General features: G+C 53.3%; 20 protein-coding genes and 1 pseudogene. 10 read left to right on the top strand and 11 right to left on the bottom strand.

The features are described from left to right. Positions 1-57: 57 nt before the first annotated feature. The gene (locus PGR23_RS06475) at positions 58-1113 is read left to right on the top strand and encodes an NAD(P)H-dependent flavin oxidoreductase (protein ID WP_396279711.1); all 1056 of its coding nucleotides are present in this window, start codon (positions 58-60) and stop codon (positions 1111-1113) included. 21 nt (positions 1114-1134) lie between these two features. On the opposite strand, the gene PGR23_RS06470 is transcribed toward PGR23_RS06475, so the two are convergent. Genes PGR23_RS06470 through PGR23_RS06455 form a run of 4 tightly spaced genes read right to left on the bottom strand, consistent with a single transcriptional unit; the run spans position 1135 to position 4432 of the window. After that, positions 1135-1794, bottom strand: coding sequence for a methionine ABC transporter permease (locus PGR23_RS06470; protein ID WP_161798788.1), 660 nt, complete (start codon positions 1792-1794; stop codon positions 1135-1137). Beyond that, positions 1791-2582, bottom strand: coding sequence for a methionine ABC transporter ATP-binding protein (locus PGR23_RS06465; protein ID WP_213292570.1), 792 nt, complete (start codon positions 2580-2582; stop codon positions 1791-1793). The genes PGR23_RS06470 and PGR23_RS06465 overlap by 4 nt, the downstream gene beginning before the upstream one ends. After that, on the bottom strand, positions 2579-3385 hold the full coding sequence (locus PGR23_RS06460) for a MetQ/NlpA family ABC transporter substrate-binding protein (protein WP_396279710.1): 807 nt from the start codon (positions 3383-3385) through the stop codon (positions 2579-2581). Before PGR23_RS06460 ends, PGR23_RS06465 begins: the two co-directional genes overlap by 4 nt. 18 nt (positions 3386-3403) lie before the next feature. Beyond that, positions 3404-4432, bottom strand: a complete 1029-nt coding sequence (locus PGR23_RS06455) for an isopenicillin N synthase family dioxygenase (protein WP_380376802.1) — start codon at positions 4430-4432, stop codon at positions 3404-3406. Between the two features lie 296 nt (positions 4433-4728). On the opposite strand from PGR23_RS06455, the gene PGR23_RS06450 reads away from it, so the two are divergent. Next, positions 4729-5004: a VF530 family DNA-binding protein gene (locus PGR23_RS06450; RefSeq protein ID WP_047048980.1), complete on the top strand. Its 276-nt coding sequence runs from the start codon at positions 4729-4731 to the stop codon at positions 5002-5004. 6 nt (positions 5005-5010) lie between these two features. Here PGR23_RS06450 and PGR23_RS06445 read toward each other — a convergent pair whose 3' ends face one another. Then, positions 5011-5970 (bottom strand): AraC family transcriptional regulator, encoded by a 960-nt coding sequence (locus PGR23_RS06445; RefSeq protein WP_047067448.1) that lies wholly within the window; start codon positions 5968-5970, stop codon positions 5011-5013. Positions 5971-6075: 105 nt separating this feature from the next. Between PGR23_RS06445 and PGR23_RS06440 the strand changes: the two genes are divergently transcribed. Continuing rightward, positions 6076-7275, top strand: coding sequence for an MFS transporter (locus tag PGR23_RS06440; protein WP_396279709.1), 1200 nt, complete (start codon positions 6076-6078; stop codon positions 7273-7275). Between the two features lie 193 nt (positions 7276-7468). On the opposite strand, the gene PGR23_RS06435 is transcribed toward PGR23_RS06440, so the two are convergent. Together PGR23_RS06435 and PGR23_RS06430 are read right to left on the bottom strand one after the other, a co-directional pair. Beyond that, on the bottom strand, positions 7469-7717 hold the full coding sequence (locus tag PGR23_RS06435; protein ID WP_015366686.1) for a hypothetical protein: 249 nt from the start codon (positions 7715-7717) through the stop codon (positions 7469-7471). A gap of 275 nt (positions 7718-7992) precedes the next feature. After that, the gene (locus PGR23_RS06430; RefSeq protein ID WP_063447053.1) at positions 7993-8976 is read right to left on the bottom strand and encodes a zinc-binding dehydrogenase; all 984 of its coding nucleotides are present in this window, start codon (positions 8974-8976) and stop codon (positions 7993-7995) included. A gap of 174 nt (positions 8977-9150) precedes the next feature. Here PGR23_RS06430 and PGR23_RS06425 point away from each other — a divergent pair, with 174 nt between their 5' ends. Further along, positions 9151-10065 carry a TIGR03571 family LLM class oxidoreductase gene (locus tag PGR23_RS06425; protein WP_045394455.1) on the top strand — a complete coding sequence of 305 codons (915 nt, stop codon included), beginning with the start codon at positions 9151-9153 and terminating at the stop codon, positions 10063-10065. On the opposite strand, the gene PGR23_RS06420 is transcribed toward PGR23_RS06425, so the two are convergent. Next, positions 10062-10946, bottom strand: coding sequence for an SDR family oxidoreductase (locus tag PGR23_RS06420; RefSeq protein ID WP_015366683.1), 885 nt, complete (start codon positions 10944-10946; stop codon positions 10062-10064). The two genes, PGR23_RS06425 and PGR23_RS06420, sit on opposite strands and share 4 nt — an antisense overlap. 461 nt (positions 10947-11407) lie before the next feature. Between PGR23_RS06420 and PGR23_RS06415 the strand changes: the two genes are divergently transcribed. The 5 genes and pseudogenes from PGR23_RS06415 to PGR23_RS06395 form a co-directional block, all read left to right on the top strand. Beyond that, a complete protein-coding gene (locus PGR23_RS06415) occupies positions 11408-11593 on the top strand; it encodes a general stress protein (protein ID WP_045394453.1) in 186 nt (61 codons plus the stop codon). A gap of 90 nt (positions 11594-11683) precedes the next feature. After that, on the top strand, positions 11684-12184 hold the full coding sequence (locus PGR23_RS06410) for a ferritin-like domain-containing protein (RefSeq protein WP_015705353.1): 501 nt from the start codon (positions 11684-11686) through the stop codon (positions 12182-12184). Positions 12185-12210: 26 nt separating this feature from the next. After that, positions 12211-12426 carry a hypothetical protein gene (locus PGR23_RS06405; RefSeq protein ID WP_032705768.1) on the top strand — a complete coding sequence of 72 codons (216 nt, stop codon included), beginning with the start codon at positions 12211-12213 and terminating at the stop codon, positions 12424-12426. 24 nt (positions 12427-12450) lie between these two features. Next, on the top strand, positions 12451-12957 hold the full coding sequence (locus PGR23_RS06400) for a ferritin-like domain-containing protein (RefSeq protein WP_396279708.1): 507 nt from the start codon (positions 12451-12453) through the stop codon (positions 12955-12957). A gap of 264 nt (positions 12958-13221) precedes the next feature. Further along, positions 13222-13806: pseudogene (locus tag PGR23_RS06395) on the top strand (alpha-amylase family glycosyl hydrolase); the annotation flags it as partial. A 28-nt stretch (positions 13807-13834) separates the two neighbouring features. On the opposite strand, the gene PGR23_RS06390 reads toward PGR23_RS06395, so the two are convergent. The 3 genes from PGR23_RS06390 to PGR23_RS06380 form a co-directional block, all read right to left on the bottom strand. Continuing rightward, complete coding sequence (locus PGR23_RS06390; protein ID WP_396280104.1) at positions 13835-14821, bottom strand: SDR family oxidoreductase; 987 nt, start codon at positions 14819-14821, stop codon at positions 13835-13837. A 317-nt stretch (positions 14822-15138) separates the two neighbouring features. After that, positions 15139-15585, bottom strand: coding sequence for a DUF421 domain-containing protein (locus PGR23_RS06385; RefSeq protein WP_045394445.1), 447 nt, complete (start codon positions 15583-15585; stop codon positions 15139-15141). Positions 15586-15596: 11 nt separating this feature from the next. Next, the gene (locus PGR23_RS06380; protein ID WP_047048243.1) at positions 15597-16100 is read right to left on the bottom strand and encodes a hypothetical protein; all 504 of its coding nucleotides are present in this window, start codon (positions 16098-16100) and stop codon (positions 15597-15599) included. A gap of 144 nt (positions 16101-16244) precedes the next feature. On the opposite strand from PGR23_RS06380, the gene PGR23_RS06375 reads away from it, so the two are divergent. Beyond that, a complete protein-coding gene (locus tag PGR23_RS06375) occupies positions 16245-16649 on the top strand; it encodes a YdeI family stress tolerance OB fold protein (protein WP_045394442.1) in 405 nt (134 codons plus the stop codon). Position 16650: the final 1 nt, after the last annotated feature.

Below are 16650 nucleotides of genomic sequence, written 5' to 3'. Positions count from 1 at the left end.
TATCATCTTAAAAAGAGATGGTTAATGTCTCACATCGCAAATTGCGCAGGATCGTCAATGAATCAACATTTAATGCAATTGCTTAATATTCGTTACCCGATTATTCAGGCGCCGATGGCGGGCGTGTCGACGCCGGCCCTGGCTGCGGCGGTAAGCAATGCCGGGGGATTGGGATCGCTTGGGCTCGGCGCGTCGACGGTTACGCAGGCGCAGGCGCTTATTGAACAAACCCGGCAGCTCACCGAACGTCCCTTTAACGTCAACCTTTTCTGTCATACGCCGTCGCGCCGCGATGCCGTTCAGGAAGCGCAGTGGCTGGCGAGGTTGGCTCCGGCGTTTGCCCGCTATCACGGCACGCCGCCGAAACAGCTTAACGAGATTTATCAGAGCTTCCATCAACATCAATCCATGCTCGATATGCTGCTTGAAGAGAAGCCGGCGGTGGTGAGTTTTCATTTTGGCGTGCCGTCTTCGGAGGTTATTCGCCGCTTCCAGCAACAGGGAACGGTGACGATGGCGTCCGCCACCTGCGTCGCGGAAGCGCGATTAATTGCGCAAGCGGGTATTGATGTCGTTATTGCGCAAGGGTATGAGGCCGGTGGCCATCGGGGGATTTTTGACCCGCACGGCGACGATCGTCAAATGAGCACCTTCACTCTGCTTCAGGCACTACTGCGGGCCGTCGATTTACCCATTATCGCCGCCGGCGGCATTATGCATGGAACGGCGATAGCCAGTCTGATGCAGCTCGGCGCGTCGGGCGTTCAGCTGGGAACCGCGTTTTTATTATGCCCGGAAGCGGGTATAGATAGTGGATATCGACAGGCGCTCACGCAAAATAGTGACGTTGTCACCTTTTTGACGGCGGCCATTTCGGGTCGGCCAGCACGCTGCGTTAAAAATAGCTGGAGCGAAATGGTGGCTTCATTCAATGAACGGGACATTCCCGCCTATCCGCTCGCTTATGACGCCGGAAAAGCGCTGGCGACGGCGGCAAAGGCACAGGGCGATCATGGTTTCGGCGCGCACTGGGCGGGACAAGGGGTGGCGATGATCCGCGAAATGCCGGCGGCAGACCTGGTCAGGGTTCTGGCGGTAGAAGGCGGCCTGTAGTAGCCGCCTGCGAATGAGAGCTTAGCGGCGATGGGCAAGCTGTCGTACCAGCCTGTCGCCGATCATTTGTACGCCCTGAACCATCACCACCAGAATCAGTACCGTACCGACCATCACCTGATCGTTAAAGCGCTGATAACCATAGCGAATCGCCAGGTCTCCAAGCCCGCCGCCGCCAATGACGCCCGCCATCGATGAAAAGCCAATCAGCATCACGATAGTCAGGGTGATCCCGGCAAGCAGGGTCGGTAGCGCCTCCGGCAGCAGCGATTTAAAGATAACGTGCCACAGATTACCGCCCATCGACAGAATGGCTTCAATGCGCCCGTAATCCACTTCATCCAGCGCGTTTTCGGTCAGCCGCGCGAAAAACGGAAAAGCGCCGATAGTAATCGGCACGACGGCCGCGGTGCTGCCCAAGGTGGTGCCGATAATCAAACGGGTGAAGGGGATCAGCGCAATGAGCAGTACAATAAACGGCAGCGATCGGCCAAAATTTATAATCGCCCCCAGCAGCGCATTCAGTTTCGGCATCGGCGCCAGGCCGTTGCGCCGGGAGACAAACAGTAACACGCCGACCGGCAGGCCGATTAAGATGGTAAACAGCGCCGCCAGCCCCACCATATAGAGGGTTTCAAGGCTGCCTTCCCATAATAAGGGCCATAAATCTTCCCAGCTCATGCGACTACGCATAAAGGCCTCCCGTGAAAGCCGTGGCGGGCAAGGAAATCTTGCTCCGCCTGCGGATTATGCAGTAACGACTGACGTAATCTGGACCACGGCGCCACCAGCAGATCGGCGATTTTCCCGCTCTCGATGACTTCGCCATGCTCCAGCAACGCCGCGTGATCGCACAGCGTTTTGACGACTTCCAGCTCATGGGTAATAAGCACGATAGTCAGATTGAGCCGCTGATTGATATCGGCCAGTAACGCCAGCACCGAGGCGGTGGTTTCCGGATCGAGGGCACTGGTTGCTTCATCGCATAGCAGCACATCCGGGCCGGCCGCCAGCGCGCGGGCGATGCCGACGCGCTGCTTTTGACCGCCGGAAAGCTGGGATGGAAAGGCGGTTGCTTTATCCGCCAGTCCAACCAACTCCAGCAACTCGAGCACGCGTTCGCGGCGCGCACGTTTGTCGACACCGGCGATTTCCAGCGGTACCGCGACGTTGTCAGCCACGTTGCGGGCATGCAGCAGGTTGAAGTGCTGGAAGATCATTCCGGTGCGCAGACGGTGCTGACGTAAACCGGCTTTGTCTAACTGAGTGATATCCTGCCCGTTCACCACAATCCGGCCCGTAGAGGGCCGTTCGAGTAAATTGAGACAGCGGATCAGCGTGCTTTTGCCTGCGCCGCTGCGCCCGAGAATGCCATAAATCGCGCCTTTCGGGATCTGCAGCGACACGTCGTTCAACGCCGGTCGGCCTGTTCCGGCATAGGTTTTACTCAGCCCGACGACCTCAATCATGATTGCGGCGCTACCGGGATAACCGAGCCGTTATAGTTTTTGTGAATAAACTCGGCAACCTGCGGTGAGGTGAGATCTTTGGCCAGCGCTTTAATGCGTGGGTCATTAGCTAACTGCGGCGTCGTCACCAGGATATTGGCGTAGGGGTTGTTGTTCGCGCTCTCCAGTCCTAACGCATCTTTCGCCGGTACCAGTCCCGCCTCCAGCGCGTAGTTGCCGTTAATGACCGCTAAATCGACATCGTCTAATGAACGTGGGATCTGCGGTGATTCAATTTCGAGGATCTTCAGATGCTTGGGGTTTTCCACGATGTCTTTCGGGGTGGCTAACGTGGTCGCCGGGTTGGTGAATTTAGCGCCGAGTTTGATTAATCCCTGGCTTTGCAGCAGGAACAAGGCGCGACTGAGATTGGTGGTGTTGTTCGGCACCGCGACGGTCCCGTTTTCCGGGACGGAATTAAAGTCTTTGTGCTTACGGGAATAAATACCCAGCGGTTCAATATGCACTGTGGCAGCGACGGCAAAGGTCTTACCCAGCGCTTTTTCCTGGTCCTTCAAATAGGGAACGTGCTGGAAGTAGTTGGCATCAACATCGCCATTCGCCAGCAGTTCGTTGGCGTTGACGCCGCTGGTGAGTTCGACCACTTTGATATCGAGGCTGGGATCGATTTTTTTGATGTAATTGAGGATCTCAGCGTGCGGCACCGGGTCAGCGGCAACGCGCAGCGTGGCAGCCTGGGCGGATGTCCATGCCAGAGAAAGAGATAAAGCGACCCCTGCCAGTTTGAATGCGGCATATTTCATGTTGTTATCCTTATTAAATTAAACGATCAGTTGCTCAGTACGTTCGCGAAAAACATCCTGGTAATAACGTTCGGCGACGTCCGGGTGGGAACGCAGCCGCCCTTTGAGGTAATTCCAGCCAACATCCCGCAGCAGCGGATTTTGCGGATCGCTATCCGGGCCGAGCGCTTCCTGCGCCAGATGGGCGGGCAGGCGGTACACCGGCACCACGGCATCGAGCTGCGCGCCAAGAAAGAAGGCGATAGAGAGACGTTCCTGTTCTGCCGGCGGCGAGACCACGCGATGAACGGTGGCGCGCAGATAACCATTAGTCGCCAGCTCAAGCAGCTCGCCGATATTTACCACAAAGCTTCCCGCCAGCGGCGTGGCATCGATCCAGCGGTCCGGCGCGACTTCCACCTGCAGTCCTTTTTGCTCGTCCTGTAACAGGAAGCTTAAGAATCCGGAATCTTTATGCGCGCCGACGCCCTGGTCGCTTTTCGTTTCACGCTGTCCGGGGTAACGAATCAGTTTGATATGTTCATTCGGCTTATCGCCATACAGCGCGTCAAAGGCGTCGGCAGGCAACTGTAGCGCTTCGGCAAACGCGCGCAGCAAGGTCATCCCGACGCCGGTCATCGCCTGCTGCCAGCCCAGCAGAGTGGGTTTCAGCGACGGTAGCGCGGCAGGCCATAAATTCGGTCCCTGCAGGCGCTGCCAACGTGGCGCGTTTTCGGCGAGGGTTAAAGCCGGGCGTTCCGCGCCGATATCAAACTGTTCGCGCCAGTCTGGCTGGCCGCGAGTGAGCTCGGAAGCCGCGCGGTTATAGCCGCGAAAATGGGGGGAGTGAATCATCGCCACCTGCTGCTTTTCGCTATCATCAAGGGCAAAAAAGCGTCGCGCCTGGCGTTGAACTTCAGTTTGCAATCCGGCGTCCACACCGTGATTAATAAGATAAAAGAAACCAATATCGCGAGCGGCCTGGCGGAGGTCGGCAAGAAAACCGGCCTTTTCAGCAGGATTGCTATAGCGGGCCAGATCGAGAATCGGCAAAGTCGTGGCGTTCATTGTGTTCTCCGAAAACGGGGTACGGGTCATTGGCTATTGAGTGATTCTGGGTTCGGCAACAACAACGGCGCATGATGATTTCCTCTGTCGGGTAGATGCGCTCAGCTTGCCTTAGCGCAATTTTTTCGACCAATAACGTTCTTTTCTAATTTATGACCGCGGTGGGTTCAGTGCTTTTGCGAAAAACGGATAAGGAGAGAGGAAACCGCGTGGACGTGATGTAAAAAAGTAGCGGGATGTTGCATGATGCCGCCGCGGGCCGTATGGTGAGCGAAATTTTTCATGCAGGAAAGACAATGCACACGTCAAAAGATCCGCTTCACGGCGTGACGCTCGAAGCGTTACTCACTGACCTTGTGGCCAGATATGGCTGGGATGAACTGGCCCGACATATCAAAATCAACTGTTTCAAAAGCGATCCGAGCATTAAGTCGAGCCTGAAATTTCTGCGCCGCACGCCGTGGGCGCGTAAAGAAGTCGAAAACTTTTATCTCGATTCGCTGGAAGGGCTTATCGACAAATCTACCGCCTCTGCCGACGCTGGCCCGTGGGCCAACTGGCAGAAGAAGTAACGCTTATCAGGTTACCGCTTGTTCATTGACACCATTGCGCAGCGCTCCCGGCGCTTTGCCGGTAATGCGTTTAAAAGCGCGGCTAAACGCGGCGAGCGAGTTGTAGCCGAGGCGGAAGGCGACTTTTTCCAGCGCTTCGCCTTCGTGGCTGATGTACTGCACCGCCAGGCGCATGCGTAATTCCGTCAGGTAGCGGGCCGGCGTGGTACCGGTGGCGGTGAGAAAACGTTCGGCGAATACCGAACGCGACAGGCCGGATTCGCGGGCTAAGTCTTCTACCTTCCAGTTGACGCCGGGCTGCTGATGCATAGCGTATATCGCGCGCGATAGCTTCGGGTCGCGCAGCACCTGTACCCAGCCGGTGGCGTTACCGCAGCCGCATTCCACCCAGGCGCGGACGATCAGCGCCGCGACGACGTCGGCGAGACGAGCCAGAATGCCGGCATAGCCCACCTGACGCGTCAGGGATTCACGCTCCATTGCCGCCAGCAGCGGCTGGATTTCCGGGCGGGCGCTTAACAGGCTACTGACCAGCATCACCTCCGGCATGGCCCGAACCAGCGGCTGCATTCCGCCTAATTCAAAATCCATACAGGCGCTGAAGATAACCGCATTTTCTTCAGTATTAACGCAGCCCGCGTTTTTGACGCAGGAAACCGTCCCGCAGACCGGTTTGCTGTCGAGTTCCATCACGTTAACCCGCGCGGCTTTGCTATCTGAGAGCAGAGCATGCGCGTCGCTATTGGGAATAAACACCGCATCACCGCTCTCGAGCGAGAACTGTTTGCCGTTGCTCATTTGTAGCAGCAGCGGGCCGCGGCTGACGAAATGAAACTGCGCTTTGCCAGGAACCGAATTAAACTCCACGCCAAAAGGACGAGAGGTTTCAATCCGTCGGTATTTCACTCCCGACAGCCGCATGCCCTGTAACAGCTCGCTGGTCAGATCTAACGTTTGCAGGCTCATCTTTTTTTCCGGACGGATAATCAATAATTGCAGAGTATGTATCATATATCGTCTTAACGGAAGCTACTAAGCTTGGCGAATGTTAATGATTCTGGAGAGATGTATATGAGTTCTTGCATTGTCGCTGAAGAGAGCGCAGTTAACGCCCGTCCGGCGTGGCGCGCCGTGTATGCGCTGGCGCTGGGGGTCTTCGGCCTGATCGTCGCTGAATTTCTACCAGCCAGTTTACTGACGCCAATGGCCAGCAGCCTGGGCGTGAGTGAGGGGATGGCCGGACAGGCGGTGACCGCCACGGCGTTAATCGCTCTGGTGACGGGGTTGTTGATTACCTCTGCAACCCGCAATATCGACCGGCGTTGGGTGCTGATGTTCTTTTCCGTATTGCAAATCATCTCCAGTCTGATCGTGGCCTTTGCCGGTTCACTGGAGTTCCTGCTGCTGGGACGCCTGCTGCTTGGCATCGCTATCGGCGGCTTCTGGGCGATGTCGACGGCGACGGCGATGCGGCTGGTACCGGCGGCGATGGTGCCGAAAGCGCTGGCGATTATCTTCTCGGCGGTGTCGATTGCCACCGTAGTGGCGGCGCCGCTGGGTAGCTACCTGGGCGCGCTCATTGGCTGGCGTAACGTCTTTATCATCTGCGCCGTACCGAGCCTGGTCGCGCTACTGTGGCAGCTATGGGTACTGCCGTCGATGCGCCCGGAGAGCGCTGGCAGCTTTAGTACGCTCTTTAAGGTACTGCGGCGGCCGGGAATGGTTGGCGGTCTGCTGGCTTCGATTTTGATTTTTGGCGGCCACTTCGCTTTCTTTACCTATCTGCGGCCATTTCTCGAAACCGTGGCGCTGGCAAGCGTAGAAGGGGTACCGTTGATTTTGCTGGGGTTCGGTGTGGCCAACTTTATTGGCACCTCGCTTGCCGGGCATCTGCTGGCGCGCAGTTTGCGGATGACGCTGGCGCTGGTTCCACTGGCGATGAGCGTACTGGCGCTGATGATGGTGCTGTATGGTCATATTGCGCTACTCGATGGTCTATTGGTCGCCCTGTGGGGATTTGCATTCGGCCTGGTGCCGGTGGCCTGGTCAACCTGGCTTGCCACCACGGTACCGGATGAAGCGGAAAGCGCAGGGGGATTATTAGTCGCGGCGATCCAGTTAGCCATTAGCGCCGGGGCTGCCGGCGGTGGGGCAATATTTGATATCAGCGGCGCCAGCGGCGTATTTACCGGCAGCGGACTGTTATTATTAAGCGCCATGCTGATTGTCTTTATTGGCGTCAGGGTGACGCCGCCGGTCAGAAACAATTAATGATTAAACGCGCCAACTGGCGCGTTTATTTTTCTTCAGGCGCAGCGAGTACTCATTTTATTATTATAAAACGAGCGGGTAATTGATGAGTTGAAAACTATGTATGCTTTCCCGCATGAATGCGGTTGCTGGCCTCAGCGTTTTGTCAGGTGGCTTCCATCACAGATTGGGCGCTATGTTATTAATTATTCTGTTAAATAGCGTCTGTCAGTTGGTCAACGATAACTTTACCGCTGTTATCAAACTGGGTAATACGAAAATTAACGTTCCACGAGCGACGAGTATTAAATTTATCAAACAGGGAGACGCGGCCTTTTTTCTTACCCTCTTTATTGAGGATCACCCACTCAGTCACTTCGGTATACTGCTGGCTAGGTTGATGACCGCTTTGTTGTTCAACTAATTGGTCTTCAGAATCCAGTTTTAAATAATCGCGTAACATTTTGCACCTCTTTGTTAATGTTTTTTTAACGTTACTCCTTTTTTTGATTCTTTCAATCTGAGTTTTTAATCGATGTGTGTGACTATTAGTCGGCGATCTAGCTGGTATATTTTTGCTAATCACTCTGCTGAATATCAGTTCATTGTGACCATCCTGCACCGGACCAATCTAAGGACGCGAAGCGATGGATGCCTCATCCAGCGGAAAGGGCCCGTTGGATTTGGCATCGATTACCCGGTTTTTGGGATTGAGGTTATTCATCGTGCTGATGGATATTACAGCACCGCTACGTACTTAATACCGTTATTGTTCTGTTTTAGCCTTTCCAGCGCCTGCGGGATCTCGTCGAAGCTGACGCTTTCTATCGGCGGCATCACCAGTTCGCCGCGGCCGATCTGCTGCAGCATGCTTTCCCCGGCCTGACGTAATCGACTCCACTGTCTCTGGGTACCGTAAGGATGGATTGCCGCCAGCGCGACCTCATGTAGTGAGATACTGGTAGTAAACGCCGGTAGCGGCGCGTGCTCGAGCCGGTCCTGTATACAGACCAGATGGCCGTAGTAGCCCAGCAACCCGGCAAGCGAAAGGGCATTTTGCTGGTTTACGGTATCGAAAGCGGCGTACAGCGATTTACCCGCCAGCGCGCGTTTTAACTCCTGCGGCCACGAGGTATGGTGATAATCAAAGGCCTGAATCACCCCGCGAGCCAGCAGTTTCGCGTGATGTGTGGCGCTGGCAGTGACGTAGACGTTAGCGCCGCTCTCAATCAATAACTGGCTTAACAGACTGCCAGCAGCGCCGCCGGCGCCGCTGACCAGTACATTCTCGCCAGCCGGAAGGGGGATCTTTTGCGCTGCCTGCCACGCCGTCAGACCGGGGCACGGCAGCGCCGCAGCGGTGAGGTCGCTGATGTGGTCGGGAACCGCAATCACCGCCTGAGCGCTGACTAACGTATGGCGGGCAAAGCTACCGTCAAAACGCAGGTCGGTGTGATACATCACTCGCGTGCCGGGACGAAGGTGGCGGGCGTTGCGGCCAACGGCGGTAATCACCCCCATACCGTCGACGCCGGGGATCTGATCCTCCTGCCAGGCGTCGGAGAGACCGGCCATCAGCTTCCAGTCGACCGGATTAAGGCCAATGGCGCGGTTCTCGATCAGCACCTGATCGTCAGCGGGTGTGACTAACGTTTTCTCATGGCGTTCGAGCAGAAGCGGGGAGGCGTGCTTTTTCCACAGCCAGGCGTCGGTTTTTATCATTGTTTCTTCCTCTGGTGTTGGTGAGCTATCCATTTAAACAAAATCAGAACTCAAGATAATTCCCTAAATAGCAATTATCTATTGCGATTAGTGCTGTTTATTGCAATAGCATTCCATGAAACACTTTGCTCATATTTTCAACGTGATACCGCCAGGCGGTTGACGGAGTGACCTATGAGCATCGAAAAATTAACCCAGCAGCCGCTAACGATTGGCGTTGAACTGCCGCTGGACAATGACTGGTCAACAAGCGGACAGCTAAAACGGCAGCGCGACGGGCGACCGTTTGGCGTGCCGGATATGAGCGAGCACGCGGAGCGCATTAAACTGGCGGATACGCTCGGTTTTCGCGCCGCCTGGATCCGCGATGTTCCGCTGTACGATCCGCAGTTTGGCGATGCGGCTAACGTCTTTGAAGCCTTTACCTACCTCGGCTATTTATCGAGCCTGACGCAAAATATTTTACTGGGCACGGCGGCGGTTGTGCTGCCGTTACGTCAACCCTGGCTGGTACGTAAAGCCGCCGCCACGGTGCAGGCGCTCAGCGGCGACCGGCTGCTATTGGGCATCGCCAGCGGCGACAGGCCGGTCGAATACCCGCTATTTGGTGAAGACTACGCCAGCCGTGGCGAGCGTTTCCGTCACGGCGTGAGCGTGCTGAAGGGGGAGACCGATCGTCAACTGGAGCCGGGCCTGCAGTTATTGCCAGCCAAACCGACTCCGCCGCTGCTGGTTGCTGGTTTGGCGCAACAAACGGCGCAATGGGTAGGCAGTAACATGGATGGCTGGCTCGCCTATCCAGGTCAGCCTGACGAGCACGTTAGCCGCGTCAGGCTATGGCGCCGGGTAGCGGGCGAGAAACCCTATATCAGCTTCATCCATCTGGATCTGCAAGATGACCCCAATGCGCCGATTCAGCGCCATCGTTTCGGCATCAGCAGCGGCCGCTATGGTCTCATTCAGGAATTGAATGCGATGCGCGATGCCGGCGTGAACCATATCGGCCTGCATTTCCGCCGTAACCAGCGTCCGCTGGCCGAGACGATGCAGGAGATTGGCGAACTGGTGCTGCCGGCATTCCATCATTAAAGTACGCCGTCACCGCCGTCAGAACACCAGACCTGGCCGGAGGCATACGAGCAGGCATCAGAGGCGAGGGTGACATACAGCGGGGCGATCTCAACGGGTTGCCCTGGCCGCCCCAGCGGCGTATCGCCGCCGAAGTTTTGCACTTTTTCTGCCGGCTGTCCGCCGCTTGACTGCAGCACCGTCCAGTACGGGCCGGGAGCGACTGCATTGACCCGGATCCCACGCGGCCCTAACTGCTTGGCCAGCGATTTGGTGAAGGCCACCAGGCAGGCTTTGGTCTGGGCGTAATCCAGCAGAATTGGGCTCGGTTTAAAAGCCTGGACCGAAGAGGTGTTGATAATCACGCTTTGGGCTTTGAGGTGCGGTAGCGCGGCTTTGGTTATCCAGAACGGCGCATAGACGTTGGTTTTGAAAGTAGCATCGAAATCGGCGGTGGTGAGTTGCTCAATTTTTTCACAGTATTGCTGACGTCCTGCATTATTCACAACAATATCCAAACCGCCAAGACCGCTTACCGCTTTTTCCACCAGCGTTTCACAGAAGGATTCCACGCGAATATCGCCCGGTATCGCCACCGCGGTACGGCCTTCCGCTTTGATAAGCGCGATAACGGCGTCCGCATCGCTCTGTTCTTCCGGCAGATAGTTAATGGCAACATCCGCGCCCTCGCGGGCAAAGGCGATGGCCACGGCGCGACCAATCCCGGAATCTCCGCCGGTAATCAGCGCTTTCTTACCCTGTAGCCGTCCTGAACCGCTATAGCTGACTTCACCATGATCCGGTGTGGGTTCCATTTCGGCGGCCAGGCCGGGAGGCGTTTGCGGTTGATCGGGGAAAGGGGGTTGTGGCCAATGGTTGGTACGCAGTTTGTCATTATCCATAGCAATCTCCTTCACAGAAAAGAGTAATGATAGAAGACATGCGGAAGTTTTTAAAAATACAGCTGGAGTCTAAATAGATATATTCCCGGTTTTTTACGAGGCAACTGTTTGATATAAGAGGTTTTGCAAACTGATTTCTTTGCTGTGGTTTTTAGGATTATTCAATGATGAAATGTTTCGAATTATAATCTTTAACATTTTTTACATTACACTTTTTATCTCGATGGGATAGTTTTTTATTTATCCTGCGGTTGCGTTTATTTCTCTCATAAAATATCAGCTTATGCCGCTAAGTTGTTATTTTGCGGCTTCGCTATTTATTGTTTAATTAATTTTGTGGTGGCTTTTAATTAATTATTAGTGAATTGCTTTTTTTAGTGATTACGCCATGCTTAGTTTTCGACGGCGATGATTTAGACCGATAAATCATCATTAACTAACCGAGCTAAAAGGTAACCATTATGGCAGAACATAGAGGCGGTTCAGGTAATTTCGCAGAAGACCGGGATAAAGCATCTGAGGCCGGACGTAAAGGCGGTCAGCACAGCGGCGGGAATTTTAAAAATGACCCGGAACGTGCATCCGAAGCCGGTAAAAAAGGCGGTAAAAACAGCCATGGCGGCGGCCGTAAATCCGGTGACAGTTAGTCAGTTGAAGTAAATTTGGTTGATAAGCAAACAACCATAGACAAAATACCCTGCGGGTCATTTGGCCCGCTTTTTTTAAAGGTGTGATTTATGAAAATTCAAACCATTGAAGATATTTTTACCCATTTATTATCGGATACCTATAGCGCGGAAAAACAGTTAACCCGCGCGCTGGCTAAACTATCCCGCGCCAGCGCATGTGAAGAGCTACAAACCGCATTCAGCGCTCACCTCGAGGAAACGCAGGGCCATATAGAACGTATCGATAAACTCCTCGAACAAAATGATCAAATTCGCCTAAAACGGATGAAGTGCGTGGCGATGGAAGGGCTTATCGAAGAGGCCAACGAAGTGATCGAAGCGACGGAAAAGAACGAGATCCGCGATGCTGCGCTGATAGCCGCCGCGCAGAAAGTTGAACACTATGAAATTGCGGCCTACGGTACGCTGTGTACGCTGGCAGAGCAGCTCGGCTATAAAGCCGCGGTGAAACTGCTGGCGGAAACGCTGGAAGAAGAAAAAGACGCTGATATGAAATTAACGGACATCGCCGTTGGACACGTCAATCAGGATGCCCAACAGTCCGCTTAATCCTATCTAAGGCATCAGGCAAAAAAATGAGTCTTAGTCCGGTTGTAATAAAAAGGTGTCATCTCGTCGCGGCGATAATGTGGTTTGTACTGGCTATACCGTCGGTAATATGGTGGAAAGACAGTGTCCTGTGGGTCATCATTATTAGTATTTATGCAAATATTGTCGGCCACTTATCAGGGTATAGCGCAGCGCGAGCCGACCAAGCCGCAGAAGAAAATGAAGATAAGGCTGAAGAGTAATTATCTTTTTATGAAGAGGTTGTTATGACTGATATTGAAAACTATCACGATTGGTTGCGTGACGCGCACGCTATGGAAAAACAAGCTGAATCAATGCTTGAATCAATGGTAAAACGAACCGACAGCTACCCGGAATTATGTACCCGCCTTGAGCAGCATCTTTTTGAAACCCGTCGGCAAATTACCGTTCTGGATGATATTATTGCGCGCAATAATATTTCCCGCTCTGTTCTTAAAGACTCAATGAGTAAAATCGCCGCGATGGGACAATCTATTGGTGGAATGTTTCCACAAGATGAAGTGGTGAAAGGGGTGATCAGCGGCTACGTTTTCGAGCAATTTGAGGTCGCCTGTTATACCTCCTTATTAACCGCCGCGCAAAAGGTCAACGATCATGATTCGATTGCTGATTTAGAAAGTATTCTGGCGGAAGAAAGAGGCATGGCCGAATGGTTGCTGCATCATATACCCGATATTACGGAGCAATATATTATTCGCTCCGAAACGTCGGGTTTTGATGCCAAGCGTTAGCGGCAAAAGGTTTATAAATGATACGCCTCCTTGCCATCTTGTCACGAATTAACCAAAGCTCGCTGGCTCTAACGAGGGCGGAAAAGCAGATTATGTTAGAGATAAATTTCAGCGAGCACTGTCAGTGTCCGTCATTGACCCCGAGGCAGCAAATGATGGTAGATAAACTTGCCACACGTCCGAAGCCTGCGCAGAGAAAATAAGAGCTTATACCTCGGGTATGTTTCGGGCGCTCGTGATGTTCTGCTGATACGAGGGGGAATAATGCCTCGCCAACCGTGGTTTCAAAACGCTGTAATTTATCAGGTTGATACATCGCTGTTTTATGATGCCAATGGTGATGGCTGTGGCGACCTGGCCGGGATAAGGCAAAAACTCTATTACTTACGTAGCCTTGGGGTGACGGTATTGTGGTTAACCCCCTTTTATCTGACCCCATTTCTCGATGACGGTTACGATGTGCAGGATCATCTGCAGCCCGATCCGCGTTTTGGGCAAATTAGCGACGTTATTCGACTGATTGATGACGCGCGCGAATTGGGGATACGCGTAATCATCGAGTTGGTTATCCAGCATACCTCTTCGCAACATCCCTGGTTTCAAGAGGCGCGTAAAAACAGGCATTCTCCTTTCCGGCCATATTATCTCTGGGCCGATTCGCCGCCCAAACAGGACGATCCGCCAATGTTTCCCGGTGTCGAAAAGAGCGTCTGGCGCTGGGATCAACAGGCGGGACAGTATTATCGCCACATGTTCTATCGCCACGAGCCGGATCTCAATCTGGTGCACCCTCCGGTGATAGACGAAATTGACAATATTGTGCGTTTTTGGCTACGCGTAGGGATTACGGTTATCGCTGGTTTAGCCGCCAGCACGATTAACGGCGCTTGCGCGGGCGGCGTAGTAGTCCGCGTAATATCATCAGTCCAAATGCGATCCCTACGCCAGATGCGACTTTACCAGGCAAATCGGCGCTGACGTTAAATGAACGCTGGCGAGCGCCGGCGCTAAATGTCCCGCGAGAGCTGTGCTCGCCCCGCACGGCAGAATAGAGATCGTCTGGCTTTTCGCTACGTTTTGCTTGCGCTGTCAGCTGACCTTCCCAGGCTTTGTTAACCATCAGGCGGTCGAGTAGTGAAGGGAAGAAAAACTGGCCAACGATGGATTGAATGGTGCTTTTACCTACCCACAATTCGCGAACGGGGCGCTGAACGACGCTGAAAATCGCCTCTGCCGCCACCTCCGGCTGATAAACCGGGGGAACGGGCTGCATCTCTTTATCCATTTTATTCCTTGCCCAACCAAACTGCGTCGTATTCATTCCGGGCAGTTGCACCATGGTTAATTGGATCCGGCTGCGTTGATGCATCAGTTCGGTTCGCACTGCATCGGTAAATCCTCGAATCGCCGCCTTCGCGCCGCAATACGCCGATTGCAAAGGGATGGAACGCCAGGCAAGCGCGGAGCCCACCTGGATTATTATCCCGCGGTTTCTCGGGCTCATGACCTCCAGCGCGGCGCGTGTGCCGTTGACATAACCCAGATAGGTCACCTCCGTCACGCGGCGAAATTCCTCATCACTCATCAGATGGAAGGGCGCTAACACTGTGGTCATAGCATTATTAATCCACACTTCAATGGCGCCGAGCTGGGTTTCGATTTCTGCCGCGGCCTGCCGCAGCGAACGGGCGTCAGCGACATCAGCGCTGATAACCTGCGTCCGCACGCCGAACCGGCGGCATGCGTGTTCGGCCTCCTGTAACCCACTTTCATCGCGCGCAATAATCGCCACGTCATAGCCGGCTTTCGCAAAGCGTAGTGCCGTCGCTTTACCGGCGCCCGCACTACCGCCGGTGATAACCATTACCGCCATAGTCGCCTCGATTGGTCTGAACATGGCATTTCGCCATGGTGTATTGGTCATGAGTAATTGAGTATTATTGATTCATTGCTGGCTGGTGGTCGGAAATATCTGAGAGTACTTATTATGGCTAACAAGCGATATTATTTATAATGGCAATGGATAAATTTCGTGGTAACGCTACCTTTATAATTCAATGCCGCAAGGTTGGAGGGGTATGTATATTAATTATGTTGCTGAAAAAGAAGAGGACGACCCGACACGGGCACCTGAGTCGGGAGATAAACAACCGGAACGTGATAAACGTGATAAGTAACGTCTCACGTTTCGGTCGGAATAATTGAAATCTGGCCGTTACGTTCGAGGATCGCAAATTTAATCTTCTCAAGTTGATATATACCATGGTGCTGTCGCGCGGCGAGCAATATGTCATCCACAGAGATATTGACCATTTTCATTTTATCGTCAGCGACAACACCATTTTCTACGACGATCGTCGGCGAACCATCAAGATAATTCTCAGCCTGCGAAAAGCGTTTCTTAATATAGCCAAATAAAATATCTACGCTGACCAGCGTGACAATCGTCAGCATTGAACCGGTGACAGAATAGTCGGTACTGAGCATGGCCTGCTGGGTGGCCTCACTGATAATCAGCAGTAAAATCAGATCAAAACTGGTGAGTTGCATAAGCGTTCTTCTGCCAGCAACTTTAAAAATAATCAATAAGATAAGATAGATTGCGACGGCTCTGAGCACCATTTCCATCGTTGTGGCTCCTACGGAAAGACAAATTGGTTAAAGGTGACGGCGGGTTGCTGATTCGCCTGCAGTGTCGTGGAAAGGTTGCCGAAAGTTTTTGGCGTGATGGATAACCACACTGAAAGCGGCGCGCCACGGCTATTTTCATTGTAAACCAGGATCAGATGACCGTTAGCGCTGTACATTTTATCGGGCTGCGGTCGAATATCGCCAATTTGGTAATGGCTTAATAACGTGGGTGAAAAATCCACTGAGGTATGAGCGAGGCTACTGTTTTTCACCTGAATATTGACTTCGGTTTCGCTCATTAGTCTGGCAAAACGGTCATAGTCTACCGTTAACGATGAAGCGGAATTCTCATGATGGGCGGAACTCAGGATGCCAGATGAAAATAAACCGCATAATGCAGCAATGATAATAATGGCGAGAAAAACCACCCCGTAGCGCCGGAAGTTATACTCGAAGCGTAGCGCCTGTAGATTCTCGTTTATCTCTGGCGGATCCTGTTGATTATTGTCCATTATTTGGGCTCCAGCATGATGTTTATATTTAACGCAGCGATAGCGACGTTGTTATTTTAGCTGATATCAGAATTATTGACGTTGTTAAAATCGCTATCAGCGGCCAGACTTTAATAACAGTCTGCTGACATGAAAGGTGAAATAATGAGGAAAAAGCTAATCGCGACACTCTGTTTGTTACTCACCGCTGGCGTCTGGGCTGAAGAAAAGGGCGGTTTTAAAAACGATGCCGCGCCGCCGCCACCGCACCAGCTGGACGACGGCTATCGCGGTATGGAGGATGGCCGGATTATGACCATTGAGCAGGCGAAAACCATGCACGACGGTGCGACTATTTCCCTGCGCGGCAATGTGATTAAGCATGAAGGCGACGACCGCTATCTGTTCCGTGATAAAACCGGCACCATTGCGGCCATTATTCCGGCAGCCGTTTTTGATGGTCAGGAAATCAAGCCGGACAAACTGGTGAGCATTAACGGAAGCCTGGATAGCAAAATGACGCCGCCGCTGGTGCGGGTTGATAAGCTGCGCCAACAGGCACCCAATTAAC

The sequence above is a fragment of the Klebsiella sp. 141162 genome (assembly GCF_050600755.1).
Lineage (GTDB): Bacteria > Pseudomonadota > Gammaproteobacteria > Enterobacterales > Enterobacteriaceae > Klebsiella > Klebsiella aerogenes.
Note: the sequence above shows the minus strand (reverse complement) of the source record. Positions and strands in the feature narration are given on the sequence as shown.

Coding starts and splice junctions, on each gene's coding strand:
- PGR23_RS06445 (WP_047067448.1), bottom strand. CDS start 5,970: ATGAGCCTGCAAACGTTAGATCTGACCAGCGAGCTGTTACAGGGCATG.
- PGR23_RS06450 (WP_047048980.1), top strand. CDS start 4,729: ATGCACACGTCAAAAGATCCGCTTCACGGCGTGACGCTCGAAGCGTTA.
- PGR23_RS06435 (WP_015366686.1), bottom strand. CDS start 7,717: ATGTTACGCGATTATTTAAAACTGGATTCTGAAGACCAATTAGTTGAA.
- PGR23_RS06475 (WP_396279711.1), top strand. CDS start 58: ATGAATCAACATTTAATGCAATTGCTTAATATTCGTTACCCGATTATT.
- PGR23_RS06385 (WP_045394445.1), bottom strand. CDS start 15,585: ATGGAAATGGTGCTCAGAGCCGTCGCAATCTATCTTATCTTATTGATT.
- PGR23_RS06415 (WP_045394453.1), top strand. CDS start 11,408: ATGGCAGAACATAGAGGCGGTTCAGGTAATTTCGCAGAAGACCGGGAT.
- PGR23_RS06430 (WP_063447053.1), bottom strand. CDS start 8,976: ATGATAAAAACCGACGCCTGGCTGTGGAAAAAGCACGCCTCCCCGCTT.
- PGR23_RS06455 (WP_380376802.1), bottom strand. CDS start 4,432: ATGAACGCCACGACTTTGCCGATTCTCGATCTGGCCCGCTATAGCAAT.
- PGR23_RS06425 (WP_045394455.1), top strand. CDS start 9,151: ATGAGCATCGAAAAATTAACCCAGCAGCCGCTAACGATTGGCGTTGAA.
- PGR23_RS06410 (WP_015705353.1), top strand. CDS start 11,684: ATGAAAATTCAAACCATTGAAGATATTTTTACCCATTTATTATCGGAT.
- PGR23_RS06440 (WP_396279709.1), top strand. CDS start 6,076: ATGAGTTCTTGCATTGTCGCTGAAGAGAGCGCAGTTAACGCCCGTCCG.
- PGR23_RS06420 (WP_015366683.1), bottom strand. CDS start 10,946: ATGGATAATGACAAACTGCGTACCAACCATTGGCCACAACCCCCTTTC.
- PGR23_RS06465 (WP_213292570.1), bottom strand. CDS start 2,582: ATGATTGAGGTCGTCGGGCTGAGTAAAACCTATGCCGGAACAGGCCGA.
- PGR23_RS06470 (WP_161798788.1), bottom strand. CDS start 1,794: ATGAGCTGGGAAGATTTATGGCCCTTATTATGGGAAGGCAGCCTTGAA.
- PGR23_RS06460 (WP_396279710.1), bottom strand. CDS start 3,385: ATGAAATATGCCGCATTCAAACTGGCAGGGGTCGCTTTATCTCTTTCT.
- PGR23_RS06375 (WP_045394442.1), top strand. CDS start 16,245: ATGAGGAAAAAGCTAATCGCGACACTCTGTTTGTTACTCACCGCTGGC.
- PGR23_RS06400 (WP_396279708.1), top strand. CDS start 12,451: ATGACTGATATTGAAAACTATCACGATTGGTTGCGTGACGCGCACGCT.
- PGR23_RS06390 (WP_396280104.1), bottom strand. CDS start 14,821: ATGGTTATCACCGGCGGTAGTGCGGGCGCCGGTAAAGCGACGGCACTA.
- PGR23_RS06380 (WP_047048243.1), bottom strand. CDS start 16,100: ATGGACAATAATCAACAGGATCCGCCAGAGATAAACGAGAATCTACAG.
- PGR23_RS06405 (WP_032705768.1), top strand. CDS start 12,211: ATGAGTCTTAGTCCGGTTGTAATAAAAAGGTGTCATCTCGTCGCGGCG.